This is a genomic window from Citrobacter sp. Cpo065 (genome assembly GCF_030332805.1).
In the GTDB taxonomy this organism is placed as follows: Bacteria; Pseudomonadota; Gammaproteobacteria; order Enterobacterales; family Enterobacteriaceae; genus Citrobacter; species Citrobacter portucalensis.
Genome location: NZ_JAOWHC010000034.1, coordinates 261262 through 279191, shown reverse-complemented (window position 1 = coordinate 279191; position 17930 = coordinate 261262). Strand labels below are relative to the sequence as shown.

The 17930-nt window shown below is 50.9% G+C and carries 16 protein-coding genes; 9 read left to right on the top strand and 7 right to left on the bottom strand.

All coding sequences use genetic code 11. The features are described 5' to 3' along the window. Positions 1-6: 6 nt before the first annotated feature. Positions 7-1536, bottom strand: a complete 1530-nt coding sequence (gene pntA / locus OGY68_RS17485; protein ID WP_020996412.1) for a Re/Si-specific NAD(P)(+) transhydrogenase subunit alpha — start codon at positions 1534-1536, stop codon at positions 7-9. A 525-nt stretch (positions 1537-2061) separates the two neighbouring features. Here pntA and ydgH point away from each other — a divergent pair. The 3 genes from ydgH (at position 2062) to folM (ending at position 5393) form a co-directional block, all read left to right on the top strand. Next, positions 2062-3006: a DUF1471 family protein YdgH gene (gene ydgH / locus OGY68_RS17480; protein WP_003832856.1), complete on the top strand. Its 945-nt coding sequence runs from the start codon at positions 2062-2064 to the stop codon at positions 3004-3006. 245 nt (positions 3007-3251) lie between these two features. Beyond that, the gene (locus OGY68_RS17475; protein ID WP_008784707.1) at positions 3252-4634 is read left to right on the top strand and encodes an amino acid permease; all 1383 of its coding nucleotides are present in this window, start codon (positions 3252-3254) and stop codon (positions 4632-4634) included. Between the two features lie 36 nt (positions 4635-4670). Beyond that, complete coding sequence (folM, locus tag OGY68_RS17470) at positions 4671-5393, top strand: dihydromonapterin reductase (protein WP_020996413.1); 723 nt, start codon at positions 4671-4673, stop codon at positions 5391-5393. Here folM and OGY68_RS17465 read toward each other — a convergent pair. Continuing rightward, positions 5390-5725, bottom strand: coding sequence for a GlpM family protein (locus OGY68_RS17465; protein WP_008784705.1), 336 nt, complete (start codon positions 5723-5725; stop codon positions 5390-5392). The two genes, folM and OGY68_RS17465, sit on opposite strands and share 4 nt — an antisense overlap. Positions 5726-5842: 117 nt before the next feature. Between OGY68_RS17465 and rstA the strand changes: the two genes are divergently transcribed. Then, the gene (rstA, locus tag OGY68_RS17460) at positions 5843-6586 is read left to right on the top strand and encodes a two-component system response regulator RstA (RefSeq protein WP_057095100.1); all 744 of its coding nucleotides are present in this window, start codon (positions 5843-5845) and stop codon (positions 6584-6586) included. Positions 6587-6652: 66 nt separating this feature from the next. Here rstA and OGY68_RS17455 read toward each other — a convergent pair whose 3' ends face one another. Further along, on the bottom strand, positions 6653-7681 hold the full coding sequence (locus tag OGY68_RS17455) for a HoxN/HupN/NixA family nickel/cobalt transporter (RefSeq protein ID WP_286579471.1): 1029 nt from the start codon (positions 7679-7681) through the stop codon (positions 6653-6655). 120 nt (positions 7682-7801) lie between these two features. Next, on the bottom strand, positions 7802-8644 hold the full coding sequence (locus tag OGY68_RS17450) for an aminoglycoside phosphotransferase family protein (protein ID WP_057068937.1): 843 nt from the start codon (positions 8642-8644) through the stop codon (positions 7802-7804). A gap of 189 nt (positions 8645-8833) precedes the next feature. Between OGY68_RS17450 and OGY68_RS17445 the strand changes: the two genes are divergently transcribed. Next, positions 8834-9625 (top strand): MBL fold metallo-hydrolase, encoded by a 792-nt coding sequence (locus OGY68_RS17445; RefSeq protein ID WP_286617290.1) that lies wholly within the window; start codon positions 8834-8836, stop codon positions 9623-9625. A gap of 13 nt (positions 9626-9638) precedes the next feature. On the opposite strand, the gene OGY68_RS17440 is transcribed toward OGY68_RS17445, so the two are convergent. After that, entirely contained in the window at positions 9639-9995 is a 357-nt protein-coding gene (locus tag OGY68_RS17440; protein WP_057068958.1) for a DUF1294 domain-containing protein, read from the bottom strand. 234 nt (positions 9996-10229) lie between these two features. Between OGY68_RS17440 and OGY68_RS22920 the strand changes: the two genes are divergently transcribed. The 3 genes from OGY68_RS22920 to tus all read left to right on the top strand — a co-directional run bounded on the left by OGY68_RS22920 (position 10230) and on the right by tus (position 13284). Further along, positions 10230-10748: a hypothetical protein gene (locus OGY68_RS22920; RefSeq protein WP_057068933.1), complete on the top strand. Its 519-nt coding sequence runs from the start codon at positions 10230-10232 to the stop codon at positions 10746-10748. A 230-nt stretch (positions 10749-10978) separates the two neighbouring features. After that, positions 10979-12280 (top strand): two-component system sensor histidine kinase RstB, encoded by a 1302-nt coding sequence (gene rstB / locus OGY68_RS17430; protein ID WP_286617288.1) that lies wholly within the window; start codon positions 10979-10981, stop codon positions 12278-12280. Between the two features lie 74 nt (positions 12281-12354). Then, positions 12355-13284 (top strand): DNA replication terminus site-binding protein, encoded by a 930-nt coding sequence (tus, locus tag OGY68_RS17425; RefSeq protein ID WP_057068932.1) that lies wholly within the window; start codon positions 12355-12357, stop codon positions 13282-13284. Here tus and fumC read toward each other — a convergent pair. After that, entirely contained in the window at positions 13281-14684 is a 1404-nt protein-coding gene (gene fumC, locus OGY68_RS17420) for a class II fumarate hydratase (protein WP_003028966.1), read from the bottom strand. The genes tus and fumC overlap by 4 nt on opposite strands. A 141-nt stretch (positions 14685-14825) precedes the next feature. After that, positions 14826-16472 carry a class I fumarate hydratase gene (gene fumB / locus OGY68_RS17415; RefSeq protein WP_057068930.1) on the bottom strand — a complete coding sequence of 549 codons (1647 nt, stop codon included), beginning with the start codon at positions 16470-16472 and terminating at the stop codon, positions 14826-14828. Positions 16473-16734: 262 nt separating this feature from the next. Here fumB and manA point away from each other — a divergent pair, with 262 nt between their 5' ends. Next, positions 16735-17910 carry a mannose-6-phosphate isomerase gene (gene manA / locus OGY68_RS17410; RefSeq protein WP_008784694.1) on the top strand — a complete coding sequence of 392 codons (1176 nt, stop codon included), beginning with the start codon at positions 16735-16737 and terminating at the stop codon, positions 17908-17910. The last annotated feature ends 20 nt before the right edge of the window (positions 17911-17930 follow it).

The following is a 17930-nucleotide window of genomic DNA, read 5'->3' as shown; positions in this document are numbered from 1 at the left end:
TACCCCTTAGTTTTTCCGGAACATTTTCAGCATGCGCTGAGTCACGGTGAAGCCACCGAAAATATTAATGCTGGCAATAAGCACCGCGATAAAGCTCAGGAAACTCACCCAGCCACCCTGGCCAATTTGCAATAACGCCCCAACCACGATAATCCCCGAGATGGCGTTAGTCACAGACATCAGCGGAGTATGCAACGCATGTGACACATTCCAGACCACGTAGTAACCCACCACGCAGGAAAGCGCGAACACCGTAAAGTGACCAAGGAACTCTTTCGGCGCGACGTCGGCGAGCCAGCCAAACAAAATCACTACCAGCGCCATCAGCGCATATTTGCGCCACGGAGAGACAGGTTTTTTCTCTTCTTTCGGCGCAGGTGCGGCTTTTGGCGCTGCCTGCGGCTGAGCAGAAACCTGGATCGGTGGCGCAGGCCAGGTGATTTCACCATCACGAACCACCGTGACACCACGCACAACCACGTCGTCAAAATCGACAGTGATATTGCCGTCTTTCTCTTTACACAACAGTTTGAGCAGGTTGACGAGGTTCGTGCCGTACAGCTGGGAAGATTGCGTTGGCAAACGGCCAGGCAGATCGGTATAGCCGATAACCTTCACCCCGTTCTCGGTGGTGGTCACCTGATTAGGCACGGTATATTCGCAGTTACCGCCGTTTTGCGCGGCAAGATCGACAATTACGCTGCCCGCTTTCATCGAATCGACCATTTCACGGGTGATCAGTTTCGGGGCCGGTTTGCCCGGAATCAGCGCTGTGGTAACGATAATGTCGACGTCTTTCGCCTGCGCAGCGAAGAGTTCCATTTCAGCTTTGATGAACGCTTCGGACATCACTTTGGCATAGCCATCGCCGCTGCCCGCTTCTTCTTTAAAGTCCAGTTCAAGGAACTCTGCGCCCATACTCTGCACTTGTTCCTTCACTTCCGGACGGGTATCAAAAGCGCGCACGATAGCGCCCAGGCTGTTTGCCGCACCGATCGCCGCAAGACCTGCCACACCCGCACCAATCACCATGACCTTGGCAGGTGGAACCTTGCCTGCGGCGGTGATCTGGCCGGTGAAGAAGCGACCGAATTCATGTGCAGCTTCAACAATAGCGCGATACCCGGCGATGTTCGCCATCGAGCTTAAGGCATCCAGCGACTGCGCGCGCGAAATACGCGGCACGGAGTCCATCGCCATGACCGTCACGTTGCGCTCTGCAAGTTTTTGCAGCAGCTCAGGGTTTTGCGCGGGCCAAAGAAAACTCACCAGCGTCGTGCCCGGATTGAGTAACGGAATTTCCGCCTCCTCCGGCGCATTGACCTTCAGGATGATCTCTGACTGCCAGACTGCATTTCCATCAACAATTTCTGCGCCTGCTTGTACAAACGCCTTATCGTCAAAACTCGCCAGTTGACCTGCACCGCTTTCAACCGCGACGCTGAAACCCAGTTTAAGCAGCTGCTCAACCGTCTTCGGCGTGGCTGCAACGCGGGTTTCATTGGTTAACCGTTCTCTTGGTATGCCAATTCGCATAATGTTCCCTTCCATCTGTAATTATGATGATGGTTTATCAATGTTCGCACGAGGCATGCGCGCACTCTCGAAAGAGGTCAGTGTTACCTCAATAAAATAAAACAGTAACAAACTCTGTATAACCTACTGAAAATGACGCCTGTGATCTAGCGCCAAAAAACAGTATTTATTATGAAATTCGCGAAATAGAGATGAATCGAACCTCAGACAGATAAAATGCCCTAAAAATAGCCCACAAAGGCTGATAATTCGCTCAAGCGAAGCGGCAAAACATGATTACCTACCTGCCAAAAACAATTAATTAACATTAAATTAACTTATGAAATTCAACTGCTTTATCAGTTTTGGTCACCAAACGCCGAAATTTTCGGCATATCACAAAATGTTATCGCTGTTGTTACCTAACGTGACACGATGAGTGAAAAATGACGCAGACACTGACACAATTTAAATGCAATAATCAGCGACGTTTCTAGTCAATAACAATACCAGTACCTGGTTTGCGCAAGGCGAAGGATTATTTTTATGAAGCTTAAGAACACTCTCCTGGCGTCCGCACTAATTTCTGCGACTGCTTTTTCTGTAAATGCAGCGACAGAATTGACGCCGGAGCAAGCGGCTGCCCTGAAACCCTATGACCGCATTGTGGTCACCGGTCGTTTTAATGCTATCGGTGATGCGGTTGCTGCCGTTTCGCGCCGTGCAGATAAAGACGGTGCAGCCTCCTTTTATGTTGTTGATACCTCAGATTTTGGCAGCGGCGGTAACTGGCGCGTTGTTGCCGACGTCTATAAAGCCGACGCTGAAAAAGCGGAAGCGTCAAAAAACCGTGTCATTAACGGCGTTATGGAATTGCCAAAAGATCAGGCCGTTCTGATAGAACCTTACGACACCGTTACAGTGCAAGGTTTCTACCGTAGCCAGCCTGAAGTAAACGATGCCATCACCAAAGCAGCGAAAGAGAAAGGTGCTTACTCCTTCTATATCGTGCGTCAGGTCGATGCCAACCAGGGCGGCAACCAGCGTATTACTGCATTCATCTATAAAGCTGATGCTAAAAAACGCATTGTACAAAGCCCTGATGCGATCCCAGCAGATTCAGATGCTGGTCGTGCCGCATTAGCAGCAGGTGGCGAAGCCGCGAAGAAAGTTGAGATCCCGGGCGTAGCAACTACCGCTTCTCCGAGTGCTGAAGTCGGCCGCTTCTTCGAAACGCAATCGACCAAAGGCGGACGTTACACTGTCACGCTACCGGATGGAACCAAAGTTGAAGAACTGAACAAAGCGACAGCCGCCATGATGGTACCGTTCGACAGCATCAAGTTCACCGGTAACTACGGCAACATGACGGAAGTCTCTTATCAGGTAGCAAAACGCGCAGCGAAGAAAGGCGCGAAGTACTATCACATTACCCGCCAGTGGTCAGAACGTGGTAACAACGTGACGATCAGCGCCGATCTGTATAAGTAATACCCAATGCCTTATCAGGTCTACAGTCCTTGTAGACCTGATAATTTCGCGCAGTTCTGTTTCCAGACAAAACAAAAACAGCAGTATTAAGACAACTTTTCACACTATTAGTCACAAATCTCTCTATCCCCATTGCATGCGTTCTCTTCTCTCCGTAAAATCCCGCGCCTTAGTGGCTTTCACCATTTTTATGCGGTTTGCCAAAATAATTATTCTCTCACTCTCGTTTTTGTAACTGGATACAAATGGAAAAGAAATTGGGTCTGAGCGCACTGACCGCGCTGGTTTTAAGCTCAATGCTCGGCGCTGGCGTTTTCAGCCTGCCACAAAATATGGCAGCAGTAGCCAGCCCGGCCGCATTATTGATTGGTTGGGCGATTACCGGTGCGGGTATTCTTTTGCTCGCCTTTGCCATGCTGATCCTGACGCGTATCCGTCCTGAACTGGACGGCGGTATCTTCACCTATGCACGTGAAGGTTTCGGCGAGTTGATTGGCTTCTGCTCTGCGTGGGGATACTGGCTGTGCGCTGTTATCGCTAACGTTTCATATCTGGTCATCGTCTTCTCTGCGCTCAGTTTCTTTACCGACACACCGGAATTACGTCTGTTCGGCGACGGTAATACCTGGCAGTCGATTGTCGGCGCATCGGTACTGTTATGGATAGTCCATTTTCTGGTGTTGCGGGGAGTACAAACCGCGGCCAGCATTAACCTGGCCGCTACTCTGGCAAAACTATTGCCGCTAGGCCTCTTTATCGTGCTGGCATTCATGCTGTTTAAGCTCGACACCTTTACTCTCGATTTTACCGGCGTCGCGTTGGGCGTGCCTGTCTGGGAGCAGGTCAAAAACACCATGCTCATCACCCTGTGGGTTTTCATTGGTGTGGAAGGCGCGGTGGTGGTATCTGCCCGCGCCAGAAATAAACGCGATGTTGGTCGCGCCACGCTGTTAGCTGTACTCGCCGCACTGGGCGTTTACCTGCTAGTCACCCTGCTATCTCTAGGCGTTGTCGCGCGGCCAGAACTGGCAGAGATCCGCAATCCATCAATGGCCGGTCTGATGGTTAAAATGATGGGGCCATGGGGCGAAATTATTATTGCCGCGGGTCTGATTGTTTCCGTGTGTGGTGCCTATTTAAGCTGGACGATTATGGCGGCTGAAGTGCCGTTCCTCGCCTCCACGCACAAAGCGTTTCCGCGTATTTTTGCGCGACAGAATGCACAGGGTGCGCCATCGGCATCGCTGTGGCTAACCAACATCTGCGTACAAATCTGCCTTGTGCTAATCTGGCTCACAGGCTCCGACTACAATACGTTACTGACAATCGCCTCAGAGATGATTCTGGTGCCCTATTTGCTGGTCGGCGCATTTCTGTTAAAAATTGCCACCCGTCCGATTCATAAGGCTGTCGGTATCGGCGCGAGTATTTATGGCATATGGTTATTGTATGCGTCAGGTCCGATGCACCTACTGCTGTCTGTAGTGTTGTATGCGCCAGGGCTGTTGGTTTTCCTTTATGCCCGTAAAACGCACACGCATGAAAACGTATTAAAACGCCAGGAGATGGCGCTGATCGGCCTGTTGCTTGTTGCTGCTGTGCCGGCTACCTGGATGCTGATGGGATAACGTTATACCCATCGTTCGCGACATATGGAGATTACGATGGGTAAAAAAAACCCTTTGCCAATTCTTATCACCGGAGGCGGTCGTCGTATCGGCCTCGCCGTCGCATGGCACTTTCTGAACCAAAAACAGCCAGTTATCGTCAGCTACCGAACTCACTATCCTGCCATTGACGGCCTGCGAGAAGCGGGCGCGATTTGTATCCCGGCTGACTTTTCCACGGATGAAGGCGTACTGGCCTTTGCTGATGAGGTCAAAGCGCAGACGGATGGCTTGCGCGCCATTGTGCACAATGCCAGCGCCTGGGTCGCCGAAAAACCCGGCACACCGCTTAGCGAAGTACTTTCACGCATGATGCAGATCCACGTCAATACGCCCTACCTGCTCAACCACGCGCTGGAAGGATTGCTACGCGGTCATGGGCACGCAGCCAGCGACATCATCCATTTTACGGATTATGTTGTGGAGCGTGGCAGCGACAAACACATTGCTTATGCTGCCAGCAAAGCGGCGCTGGATAATATGACCCGCTCGTTCGCGCGCAAACTGGCACCGGAAGTGAAAGTGAACGCGATTGCCCCCTCACTTATCCTGTTTAACGAGGGTGACGATGCAGAGTATCGCCAGCAGGCACTAAACAAATCACTGATGAAAACCGCGCCTGGTGAAAAAGAGGTCATTGATTTAATTGACTACCTACTAACCAGTTGTTTTGTCACCGGACGTAGTTTTGCCCTTGATGGCGGGCGTCATCTACGTTAGTGCAGTTTGATCCAACAAAAGATCAGTAACCACGCGCTCAGGCTCCAGCACACTACTGCACCGCCGAGCGCGATGGGTAAGCGCATAAACCCGGTGAAATACCACAGTGAAACAAGGTAGACAAAATAGGGAATAATCGACCACATACTGAATACAATGGTTGTACGTAACGCCTCGATCCCACGCTCACTGGCCACGATGTAGTGGGCAATCAACGCAAACGTCGGGAACAGTGGAATTAATCCAGCAATATAGTAATTCTTTGTTTTCGCCAGCAAACCTATCAACACCACCACCAGCGCACCGAGCGCCGCTTTTATAACGAGTCCCATCACTCTGCCTTAACACATCAATAACATCAGCCTCTAGCATAACGGAAGCGTTCTTGTTTAGAAAAGATTAATGGAAGGAAAAACCGGGGCGGTGTATGTTGGCGTTTTATATTCAAAATGAATGATATGAACACCATCGTATTTGTTGAAGATGATCCCGAAGTTGGCTCACTGATTGCAGCCTATCTGGCCCGGCATGATATTGAGGTTATCCTTGAACCTCGTGGTGATTTGGCCGAGGAGAAAATCCTGCACGTTCAACCCGATCTGGTGTTATTAGATATCATGCTGCCGGGCAAAGACGGGATGACTATCTGCCGCGATTTACGCGGACGCTGGCAAGGCCCGATTGTTCTGCTCACCTCGCTGGACAGCGACATGAACCATATCCTGGCGCTGGAAATGGGTGCCTGTGACTACATCCTGAAAACAACGCCGCCAGCTGTGCTGCTGGCTCGCCTGCGCCTGCACCTGCGCCAGAATGAACACTCAGCACAGTCTAAAGGCATTCAGGCGGCAACCATCACACCGCACACAACGCTTCGTTTTGGCACACTCACTATCGATCCCACCAACCGATCCGTGCTGCTCGGCGGCGAGCAAATCTCTCTTTCCACCGCTGATTTTGAATTACTGTGGGAGTTGGCAACCCATGCCGGGCAGATTATGGACCGTGATGCGTTGCTAAAAAACCTGCGTGGCGTAAGTTATGACGGCATGGATCGCAGCGTCGATGTCGCGATTTCCCGCTTACGCAAAAAACTGCTCGATAACGCGACTGAACCCTATCGAATCAAAACGGTACGCAACAAAGGTTATCTGTTCGCACCGCACGCCTGGGATGACGAGCCTCATAAGTAATCCAACCGGGCCGATCACTTTGATCGGCTCTCTTAATTATCTGGCGTTACACTGTCACATTGATAGCTAACTAAACGTCAGTCCGTCGTATTTTTTCCAACGATAGTTTACGGCGGAGATAATCCAGCAGCCGATAAAGACGCCAATAATCGCAAAACCGACATTCCCCATATGGTCACTCAAATTGCTGACGGTATCCCACCCCCCCCCCTGAAGCGAAAACGCGTCAGAGAGAAGTCCCAGCGCCTCCAGCCCGCCAATAAATAGCGCAACAATCACGGAAGTCCCGGTAATGGTCATATTGTAATAGAGCTTACGTTGCGGCTTATTGAACGCCCATCCGTAGGCCTCAACCATCAGAATACTGTCGAGACAATCAATTAACGCCATACCGCAGGTAAACAGCGCCGGGAATACGAGAATTGACCAAACTGACATGCCGCTGGACGCGCTTGAAGCAGAAATTCCCAGCAAAGAAATTTCAGTGGCGGTATCAAAACCCAGACCAAACAGAAAGCCGACAAAATACATATGCCAGTCTTTACCTACCAGCCGAAACGCTGAGCGGAAAAGCCAGTTCAGAGGGCCTGAAACTGTAATGTCTTCCGTGGTGCCATCGTAAGTACCGGTGCGTTTAAGATGGCGGAATGCCTTCCAGACCTGGCAGAAAATAATGAGATTGATGGTAGCCAGAATCAGCAAAAATACGGCAGAGACCGTAGTTCCTATCAGACCACCGACATTCTGAAACCATGCCATATGTTGCTTAAACACGCTGGTAGTTAGCGCAATGCCAATGCTGGCCAGCACCACAATGGTAGAGTGTCCCAGAGAAAACCAGGCCCCCGTTGTCAGGGCACGTTTTTTCTGCTGCATGAGTTTACGCGTCGCGCTGTCTATCGCGGCGATATGATCGGCATCAACGGCATGGCGCAAACCATAGCACCACGCAATCAGACTCAGTGCCAGTAAGGAAGTATTGTTGCTAAACGCGGTGAAAGCCCACAGCCACGCTACGATGTTTGCCCCGATGAGTAAGACCATCAACAAAAGAATATTCGGGCGTTTTTTTAATAATGAAAACAATGCGTTCATTGTTTCCGGCCTGTCAAATTTTCGCTCAACAACACACCACACCGCCGTTCATTGATTGATTAATACAACGTTTACCAGGCTAATGATAACTCTTAAGAATTACTAACCCAGTGTCGTAGATCAAAATTGATTACCACCTGAAGCAAGTTCTGCCATCGCTAGCTCCTCAATACGCAGAGGTACCGTTGCGCTGTCACCCTCTTGCAGAAACCAGACGGACGACAACCCACACCAGGCAACAATCCACATCAGTAAACGCTGCCGTTCAATTCTGGCGATTTCAGACACAATGTTGACTCGTTGCGTGAATATTTCCGGCTCAATGGCGACAGGTCTGGTAGGTTCGGCAAGATCGGGGTTAGTAAAGATATTGGCGTAATCAAAGCCACGCTCGCCCACCAGCCCTTTGGGATCGATAGCCAGCCATCCTCTCGTTCCGAAATCAAGAATATTGCCGTGGTGTAGATCGCCATGTAATACGACTTCATCATGGGGTGAAGATAGCAGTACGTTTGCCACCGCAGCACAACGCGTTAGGATACCGCCATGCTTTTTCGCGGCTGGAGCCAGATCGCGAAACCAATGGTGCAGAGGTGTTAACGCAGGCGTAGAAGCATTTCGGGAGAGATGGAGTCTACTGGCAGCATGGCAAATAATGCGACAGGCCTGCGCATCGTTGCCAGTCCAGGACATGTCCGCTAAAGACTCTGTCCCCGTCGCACGTTCCAGCAGAATCGCCCCTGCTGCATGAGCAAGTACTTTCGCTGCGCCATTTCCGTTCCACCAGACCATGAGTTCACAGCCGATCCGTTCACTGTCATCATCGGTGATCTTTAGTATGGCTTTCTGCCCGTCCTTGACCACCACCACAGGCAAAAGCTGCGATGTGTGCGTTTCAAACGGTTCACCATCTGGAGTGAGTCCCCAACGGTTAAGCCAGGTGTTGAACAGACGATTTTCCAAACAATATCCTCATTTTTCTCTGGAAGATGGTAATCAAAAAGATCCGTGTCGGCATTATTCCTGTTTTCTTTTGGTTGAGCCACAACCCCCACTTCCATCATCACTGACTTATCGGGTAGAGCACTAACAGGCACATCCTTGTGTATCTGTGTGCCATGCTGACTGTGTTCGGTATATGAGGAGGACACGATGATCACGTTATGCAAAACCTGTGGAACATCCTATGAGGGAACTGGCGCCCATCCGGAACATTGCGATATCTGCCTGGATGAACGTCAATATGTCCCCACAAGCGGGCAGAAATGGATCGATTTTGACACCCTGTGTGCATCGCATACAAATAAGTGGAAGCAACACGACAGTACCCTCCTCAGCATCCGCACCGTTCCTGATTTTGCAATTGATCAGCGCGCGTTTCTTGTGCGTACCCCAGAAGGAAATATTCTGTGGGACTGCATTGCCACGCTCGACGATGCCACAAAAACGCTAATAACGTCCCTTGGCGGCCTTAAGGCTATCGCGATTTCGCATCCTCATTACTACACCACCATGCAGGACTGGGCTGCGGAATTTAACGCGCCGATTTACCTTCATGCCAGCGACAGAAGGTGGGTAATGCGTGACAGCCCGTGGATTAGATTCTGGGATGGCGACACCATTGAGTTAACCCGTGACGTCACGATGATACGTCTCGGCGGGCACTTTGCTGGCGGCTGCATCCTGCACTGGGCGCGTGACGAAGGCGTGGTGCTTTCTGGCGACATCGTTCAAGTTACACCAGGTGCCCATGCAGTCTCATTTATGTGGAGCTACCCCAATATGCTACCGTTGCCAGCCGCCACCGTCAGCGACATCATCCAACGCCTGAGAACAGTGAAATTTAAGCAACTTTACGGCGCATTTGAAGGTAAAGATATTACGCAAAATGCCGATGAAATTGTGCGCCGTTCAGGTGAAAAATATATTTCCTGCCTCAAATAAACCGGCAGTTTATTCACCAACCATGCTCAGGAAGGAAAAATGGATAGAACTTATAAATCATGCCCATCACAGAAACACTCACTATCACACTGATAATAAAGTAGGTTTTGAAAGGCTGCTTTTGTGTTTTATGGCGAAAGATTTGTTGACCCGCTATCGCGCCGCCCCACCCGCCCACAACGCCAAACACCAGCAATGTGGATTCCGGCACTCTGCGCCAGTCCTTGCGTGCCGCCATTTTGTCCACGCCGTATAACAGCAGCGTCAAAACGTTGGCGAGTAGAAACCATATAACAAGAGGATAAGCGGTGAAAATGCAGCCGACCGCTGCGAAAATGAGTAGCGAATAACAACAGCGATTGAGATTCATATTTTCAGTCACAGCACTTTTCAGGAAGTATCGGCACGCATTATACGCAAGGTCAGTCATCCCTGCCACGGGTGAGAATATCCCTTTTATTATTATGCCTATATCCCCAAAGATAGCGCAAATTCTCTGGTCTGCGGGGTACCTAACAATTCAAACAAGAGAGTCGTTTTCATTATTCAAAACAAATGATAATTTATTAAACCCAAATGGAGAAATTGTTCTGGAGTCACAAGGATGAGAAAATACTCATATCCATATTTGTTTTTTATTACCGTCTCATCTCTCGGCGCAATTTTTCTCTTTTACTGGTGGAAGGTAACGGTATACAGAGCGACATTTCTCTACCCGCTCACATCCAAATACCTCATGCTTATTTCTCTGGCAGTGTCATTGTTAATTACCTTATTTCTGGTAGGTAATGGGATAATGAAAAAAAGTCCCTTCCAAACCTATCTGAAATTATTTGGTGGCATCAGCATTGCCATGGTGCTGTTTTCAGTGATCATGGTTATGGCGATAACCTGGTTCATTCCGGGTGTCCCCTCGTCCTATACCGCCACATACGTCTATGCTACAGGAAGTTCTAAAAGCTGTTCGGGGGCTGATGTTGACGATCCGGATCTCGGGACTAACATAAGAATTTGCTATCCCGAAGGTAACTACGAATATAACAACACCATCTACGTTGAGAAACGAAGTAACCTTTTAGGTGCGGTCGTGACATACGCCAGAACAACCCCATCCCGATTTTGATTAACTTACAGCGTAGAAAGCAATGCGTGATCCAGCGAAAGGTCATTCCGCGCCCGTAGGAGCCATAAGAATGCAGAAAAGAGATATACAGTGTACTCTGCGTGGACAAGCACGCCGGATGGTGATCGGAGAACCTTTTTGAACCCACGCATCGGCGGATACCGCTGTGCTCACTTTTCCCCTGTGGGACACGTGCACTCGCTAACTTATTGAGCGTTCGGTGATTTTTTATGAAGAAACTGTTTGTGCAGTTTTACCTCCTGCTGTTTGTCTGCTTTTTGGTGATGACCCTGTTGGTCGGTCTGGTATACAAATTCACCGCAGAACGCGCAGGCAGGCAGTCGCTCGACGATTTGATGAAAAGCTCGTTGTACCTGATGCGCAGTGAACTACGCGAAATCCCGCCACGTGACTGGGGTAAGACGCTGAAGGAGATGGATTTAAACCTCTCATTTGACCTTCGCGTTGAACCGCTGAATAAGTACACACTGGATACCCCAACCATGCAGCGTTTACGCGAAGGCGATATTGTGGCACTTGACGATCAATACACCTTCATTCAACGCATTCCTCGCAGCCATTATGTGCTGGCCGTCGGTCCGGTTCCCTACCTCTATTTTCTCCATCAAATGCGCTTGCTGGACATCGCGCTGATGGCGTTTATTGCTATCTCACTGGCCTTCCCGGTACTGATCTGGATGCGCCCGCACTGGCAGGAAATGCTCAGACTCGAATCCGCCGCACAACGTTTTGGTGAAGGTCATCTGAGTGAACGCCTTCATTTTGACAGCGGTTCCAGCTTTGAGCGCCTGGGCGTAGCGTTTAACCAAATGGCCGACAATATCAATGCGCTGATCGCCAGTAAAAAACAGCTCATCGATGGTATTGCCCATGAGCTTCGTACCCCGCTGGTACGTTTACGTTACCGGCTGGAAATGAGTGATAACCTCACCGAGCAGGAATCTCAGGCTCTGAATCGTGATATTGGCCAACTGGAAGCGTTGATCGAAGAGTTACTGACCTACGCCCGCCTGGATCGCCCGCAAAATGAACTGAAGCTCAGTGTACCGGACTTGCCTGCTTGGTTAACCACCCATCTGGAGGATGTGCAAAGCGTGAATCCTGACCGTGAGGTGCACTTACGTCATCTCGAAACTGGCGACTACGGCGCGTTGGATATGCGCCTGATGGAGCGGGTCCTGGATAATTTGCTGAACAATGCCCTGCGCTATTGCCAGTCTACAGTGCAAGCCAGTCTGCTGCTGAACGGCAATCAAGCCACGCTGGTAGTGGAAGACGACGGTCCCGGCATTGCACCAGACGCTCGCGAACAGATTTTTGAACCGTTTGTACGCCTTGATCCCAGCCGTGATCGGGCGACCGGGGGTTGTGGGCTTGGGTTAGCCATCGTCCACTCAATAGCGTTGGCTATGGGAGGGACGGTCGTCTGTGATAAAAGTGAACTTGGCGGCGCCCGGTTTACTTTCCGTTGGCCCGTCTGGCATAACATTCCTGAAATTTCGGCTGCCTGACCTATTCTGCTCGGTGGCCAGGCGGTGGATGTTGTGCTATAAAAAAAGTATGTTGTAACTAAAATGGTAAATCTATGGCCCGTTACGATCTCGTTGACCGCCTGAACGGCACCTTTCGCCAGATGGAACAAGAACTGGCGCTTCTGAACGAAAACCTGTTGCAGCAAACGCTGCTTATTGCCCGCGTATTCTCGTTACCGGAAGTGGTCAAAGAGGCAGAGCATGCCCCTCTGCAAAACATTGATGTTAAGCAGCATTTAGGCAAAGAGGCTGAAGCTCTGGCACTGCGCCATTACCGTCACCTGTTTATTCAGCAGCAGTCCGAAAACCGCAGCAGCAAAGCGGCCGTCCGCCTGCCGGGTGTATTGTGCTACCAGGTTGATAATGCGGGGCAATGTGCTCTGGAAGAACAAATCCAGCGTATAAACCAGTTGAAAACCACCTTCGAGCGCATTGTTACAGTAGAATCAGGGCTGGCGCCGGCAGCACGTTTCGAATGGGTGCATCGCCACCTGCCGGGGCTGATTACACTGAATGCCTATCGCACGCTCACCGTTGTCAGAGATCCTGCCACCCTGCGATTCGGCTGGGCTAACAAGCACATTATTAAAAACCTGAAACGTGATGAAGTACTGCAGCAACTGGAAAAAAGCCTGACCTCACCGCGCAGCGTACATCCCTGGACACGTGAAGAATGGCAGGCGAAGCTTGAACGCGAATATCAGGATATCGCCGACTTACCGCAGCAGGCCCGCCTGAAAATTAAAAGGCCGGTAAAAGTGCAGCCTATTGCCCGAGTCTGGTACAAAGGAGAGCAAAAACAGGTGCAATATGCCTGCCCGACGCCACTAATTGCACTGCTTAATGACGACAACGGTATGACCGTACCGGATATCGGCGAGTTACTGAATTACGATGCCGATAACGTTCAGCATCGCTTTAAACCTCAGGCGCAGCCGTTGAGATTGATTATTCCCCGGCTGCACCTGTACGTTGCGGATTAACTGCCTGGCCGCATGCTGCCAACCATCAGCTCCGGACGTACCCAGCTGTCGAACTCCGCTTCGGTTAGATATCCCAGCGCCAGAGCGGAGGCTTTTAGCGTCAGCCCTTCTTTATGCGCTTTTTTGGCAATTTCAGCCGCTTTATCGTAACCGATATGGGTGTTGAGCGCGGTCACCAGCATCAGCGACTCATTGAGCAGTTGATCTATTCGTTCACGGTTGGGCTCGATTCCCGTCGCGCAATGTTCATTGAAGCTTTCCATACCGTCCGCCAGCAGGCGTACCGACTGCAGGAAGTTGTGGATGACCATCGGTCGATAGACGTTGAGCTCAAAGTTACCTGACGCCCCGCCCATATTGATGGCGACATCGTTACCCATCACCTGGCAGCACAACATGGTCAGCGCTTCACACTGGGTAGGATTGACTTTACCCGGCATGATCGAGCTGCCCGGTTCGTTTTCCGGAATTGAAATTTCGCCAATACCACAGCGCGGGCCAGATGCCAGCCAGCGTACATCGTTGGCGATTTTCATCAGCGACGCTGCCAGCCCTTTTAGCGCTCCGTGGGCATGAACCAGGGCATCGCAGGTGGCCAGCGCTTCAAATTTATTCGGAGCGGTAACGAACGGCGCGCAGGTAATGACCCGCAGTTCGTCCGCGACCCGGCGGGCGTATTCGGGATGAGTGTTCAGTCCGGTACCTACCGCGGTTCCCCCCAACGCCAGTTCTGCCACATGCGGTAAACTGTTTTCAATGTGTCTGAGGTTATGTTCAAGCATTGCTACCCAGCCGGAAATCTCCTGGCCAAGCGTAAGTGGAGTTGCATCTTGCAGATGTGTACGACCAATTTTAACGATATCGGCGAAAGCGTGGGACTTATCACTGAGCGTTTTGGTCAACACATTTAATTGTGGGATCAAAGATTTACGCAGCGCCAGCAGTGCGGCAACGTGCATTGCGGTCGGGAAGACATCGTTCGAGCTTTGGCTTTTATTGACATCATCGTTGGGGTGTACTTTTCGCTCCATCCCCCGCACGCCGCCCAGCAATTCGCTGGCCCGGTTTGCCAGCACCTCGTTCATGTTCATATTGCTTTGCGTGCCTGAGCCGGTTTGCCAGATGGCCAGCGGAAACTCATCGCGGTGTTTATCTGCCAACACCTCATCTGCAGCCTGCATAATAGCCCTGGCTTTATCCTCCGCCAGCAGCCCCAGATCCTGGTTAACCTTTGCCGCGGCGCGTTTCGTCAGCGCCAGCGCATGGATCAGCGAGACCGGCATTTTCTCCGTAGAGATACGAAAATGCTCCAGCGAACGTTGGGTTTGCGCGCCCCAAAGCTTATCGGCAGGAACATCAATCGCCCCCATTGAATCATTCTCGCGGCGTACCGTTACCATTACCTGCTCCTTACATTAACAGTTGATTAGGTTATGTTTCGACATTGCCCATTTGCATTGGTCTTATGAGTATTAACGAGGATAAAGCTGTCGTTTGGTGGTTCGTGCGGTAAAAAAAACCGCCCCGAAGGGCGGCTGACGTTACTTAACGCAGCGTGCGCACTGCGACGTCTGAATTTGCTTGAAGAAATCGTTGCCTTTGTCATCTACCAGGATAAATGCCGGGAAATCTTCTACTTCAATTTTCCAGATGGCTTCCATCCCGAGTTCCGGGTATTCCACGCACTCCAGGCTCTTAATACTGCCCTGAGCCAGTACCGCTGCGGGGCCGCCAATACTGCCCAAATAGAAGCCGCCATGTTTATGGCAAGCATCGGTCACCTGCTGGCTGCGATTGCCTTTCGCCAGCATAATCATGCTCCCACCAGCGGCCTGAAGCTGGTCAACATATGAGTCCATACGTCCGGCAGTAGTTGGCCCCAGCGAACCAGAGGCATAGCCTTCCGGCGTTTTTGCCGGACCTGCGTAATAGATCGGGTGATCTTTAACATACTGCGGCAAACTTTCGCCGTTATCCAGACGTTCTTTCAGTTTCGCATGCGCAATATCACGGCCAACGATAATTGTACCGTTGAGCGACAGACGCGTGGAAACCGGATACTGGGAAAGCTGAGCCAGAATCTCTTTCATCGGACGATTGAGGTCAACGCGCACCGCTTCCCCCTCTCCCGCCTGGCGCAGTTCTTCCGGTATAAATTTCCCAGGATTATGCTCCAGTTTTTCGATCCAGATACCTTCGCGGTTGATCTTGGCTTTGATATTTCGATCGGCTGAGCAAGAAACGCCCATACCAACCGGACACGACGCGCCGTGACGCGGCAGGCGGATCACGCGGATATCATGCGCGAAGTACTTCCCGCCAAACTGCGCGCCAAGCCCCAAATTCTGCGCCTCAATCAGCAGCTCTTTTTCCAGCTCAACATCGCGGAATGCCTGACCATGTTCGTTACCTTCTGTCGGCAATTCGTCGTAGTATTTTGCAGAAGCCAGTTTGACCGTTTTCAGCGTGGCTTCTGCCGATGTTCCACCGATTACGAACGCGATGTGATACGGCGGACAAGCCGCAGTGCCCAACGTACGCATTTTCTCAACCAGGTAATCTTTTAATTTGCCCGGCGTTAGCAGCGCTTTGGTTTCCTGGTACAGATAGGTTTTGTTCGCCGAACCACCACCTTTGGCAATACACAGGAATTTGTATTCATCTCCGTCGACGGTATACAAATCGATTTGGGCTGGCAGGTTTGTACCGGTGTTCACCTCTTTATACATATTCAGCGCGGCGTTTTGTGAATAGCGCAGGTTGTCTTCGATGTAGGTGTTATAGACGCCTCGTGCCAGCGCCTCCTCATCACCCCCACCGGTCCAGACACGCTGACCTTTTTTACCCACGATAATCGCAGTTCCGGTGTCCTGACAGGTCGGCAAAATGCCTTTTGCCGCGATGTCAGAGTTACGCAGGAATTGCAGGGCCACATATTTGTCGTTTTCGCTGGCCTCCGGGTCGCGCAGAATATCAGCTACCTGCTGTTGATGTGCGGGACGCAGCATAAACGACGCATCATGAAAGGCCTGACGAGCCAGCAGGGTTAAGGCTTGCGGTGCAACTTTAACAATCTCCTGCCCTTCAAATTCGGCAACAGAGACATAGTCGCTGGTCAGCAGATAGTATTCGGTATCATCCTTTTTGAGGGGGAAAGGATGCTGATAATGAAAGGGTTTGTTTGACATTGTGCTCTCACTTACTGCTCGGTCTGGTTATTCTCTGGGCAGATGTTCCATTGCCCTGCTTCCCTGCCGCAGATCCGGTTGTAGAAGGAAGAGCTTTCTGCAACCGGAATTACTCAGGGTATTAAAAGCGAGTCACCATATCCTACACATTTTTTTAACAAAAACTGAGACAAGTACGACTTTTTACATGTGCAGGTTACTTCCCTCAGGGTTTCTTGGTTTAATAGCCGTAGAAAATTCAACATTGAAACAGGGCTTGATAATGCAAAAACTCATCAACTCAGTGCAGAACTACGCCTGGGGAAGTAAAACGGCGTTAACGGAACTCTATGGCATTGCCAACCCCACTCAGCAACCGATGGCTGAGTTGTGGATGGGCGCGCATCCGAAAAGCAGTTCGCAGGTTCTGGGCGCTGACGGTCAGACGGTTGCTCTGCGCGACGTTATCGAGCACGATAAATCCGCACTGCTAGGCGAAGCCGTAGCGCAACGTTTTGGTGAACTGCCCTTCCTGTTTAAAGTACTCTGCGCTGCTCAACCACTTTCGATTCAGGTTCATCCTAACAAGCACAATTCTGAAATTGGATTTGCCAAAGAAAACGCCGCGGGGATCCCGATGGATGCCGCCGAGCGCAACTACAAAGATCCTAACCACAAACCAGAACTGGTATTTGCTTTGACGCCTTTCCTGGCGATGAACGCATTCCGCGAGTTCTCTGACATTGTTGCATTGTTACAACCCGTTTCCGCCGCACATCCAGCTATTGCACATTTCCTGGAAGAACCGAGTGCGGAACGTCTGAGCTATCTTTTCGCCAGCTTGCTGAATATGCAGGATGAGGAGAAATCCCATGCGTTGGCGATCCTGAAATCAGCGCTGAACAGCCAGCAGGGTGAACCCTGGCAAACCATCCGTCTGATCGCCGACGTCTACCCGAACGACAGTGGGCTTTTCTCCCCGCTGCTGCTCAATGTGGTGAAACTCAATCCAGGCGAGGCTATGTTCTTATTTGCCGAAACTCCGCACGCTTACCTGCAAGGTGTGGCGCTTGAGGTGATGGCTAACTCGGACAACGTGCTGCGTGCCGGACTGACACCAAAATATATTGATATCCCGGAACTGGTCGCCAACGTGAAGTTTGTCGCCAAGCCAGCAAACCAGTTACTGACCACGCCGGTTGAATCTGATGGTGAACTGGACTTCCCGATCCCGGTTGACGATTTTGCGTTCTCCCTGCATGAGCTTACTACCAGTGGCGCAGATATCAGCCAGCAAAGTGCGGCTATTTTGTTCTGCATAGAGGGTGAAGCCGTGCTGAGCAAAGGCGAGCAACGTCTGGTTCTGCGACCGGGTGAATCGGCCTTTATTGGTGCGAATGAATCGCCGGTTAACATCAGTGGCGCAGGTCGTTTAGCCCGGGTTTATAACAAGCTATAGCAAGATACTGATATTTTTAA

Excerpts from the sequence above, each read along its gene's own strand:
- rstA (WP_057095100.1), top strand. The coding sequence starts at position 5,843 with ATGAATGATATGAACACCATCGTATTTGTTGAAGATGATCCCGAAGTT.
- OGY68_RS17465 (WP_008784705.1), bottom strand. The coding sequence starts at position 5,725 with ATGGGACTCGTTATAAAAGCGGCGCTCGGTGCGCTGGTGGTGGTGTTG.
- manA (WP_008784694.1), top strand. The coding sequence starts at position 16,735 with ATGCAAAAACTCATCAACTCAGTGCAGAACTACGCCTGGGGAAGTAAA.
- ydgH (WP_003832856.1), top strand. The coding sequence starts at position 2,062 with ATGAAGCTTAAGAACACTCTCCTGGCGTCCGCACTAATTTCTGCGACT.
- OGY68_RS17445 (WP_286617290.1), top strand. The coding sequence starts at position 8,834 with ATGATCACGTTATGCAAAACCTGTGGAACATCCTATGAGGGAACTGGC.
- fumC (WP_003028966.1), bottom strand. The coding sequence starts at position 14,684 with ATGGTAACGGTACGCCGCGAGAATGATTCAATGGGGGCGATTGATGTT.
- OGY68_RS22920 (WP_057068933.1), top strand. The coding sequence starts at position 10,230 with ATGAGAAAATACTCATATCCATATTTGTTTTTTATTACCGTCTCATCT.
- OGY68_RS17475 (WP_008784707.1), top strand. The coding sequence starts at position 3,252 with ATGGAAAAGAAATTGGGTCTGAGCGCACTGACCGCGCTGGTTTTAAGC.
- fumB (WP_057068930.1), bottom strand. The coding sequence starts at position 16,472 with ATGTCAAACAAACCCTTTCATTATCAGCATCCTTTCCCCCTCAAAAAG.
- folM (WP_020996413.1), top strand. The coding sequence starts at position 4,671 with ATGGGTAAAAAAAACCCTTTGCCAATTCTTATCACCGGAGGCGGTCGT.
- rstB (WP_286617288.1), top strand. The coding sequence starts at position 10,979 with ATGAAGAAACTGTTTGTGCAGTTTTACCTCCTGCTGTTTGTCTGCTTT.
- OGY68_RS17440 (WP_057068958.1), bottom strand. The coding sequence starts at position 9,995 with ATGAATCTCAATCGCTGTTGTTATTCGCTACTCATTTTCGCAGCGGTC.
- tus (WP_057068932.1), top strand. The coding sequence starts at position 12,355 with ATGGCCCGTTACGATCTCGTTGACCGCCTGAACGGCACCTTTCGCCAG.
- pntA (WP_020996412.1), bottom strand. The coding sequence starts at position 1,536 with ATGCGAATTGGCATACCAAGAGAACGGTTAACCAATGAAACCCGCGTT.
- OGY68_RS17455 (WP_286579471.1), bottom strand. The coding sequence starts at position 7,681 with ATGAACGCATTGTTTTCATTATTAAAAAAACGCCCGAATATTCTTTTG.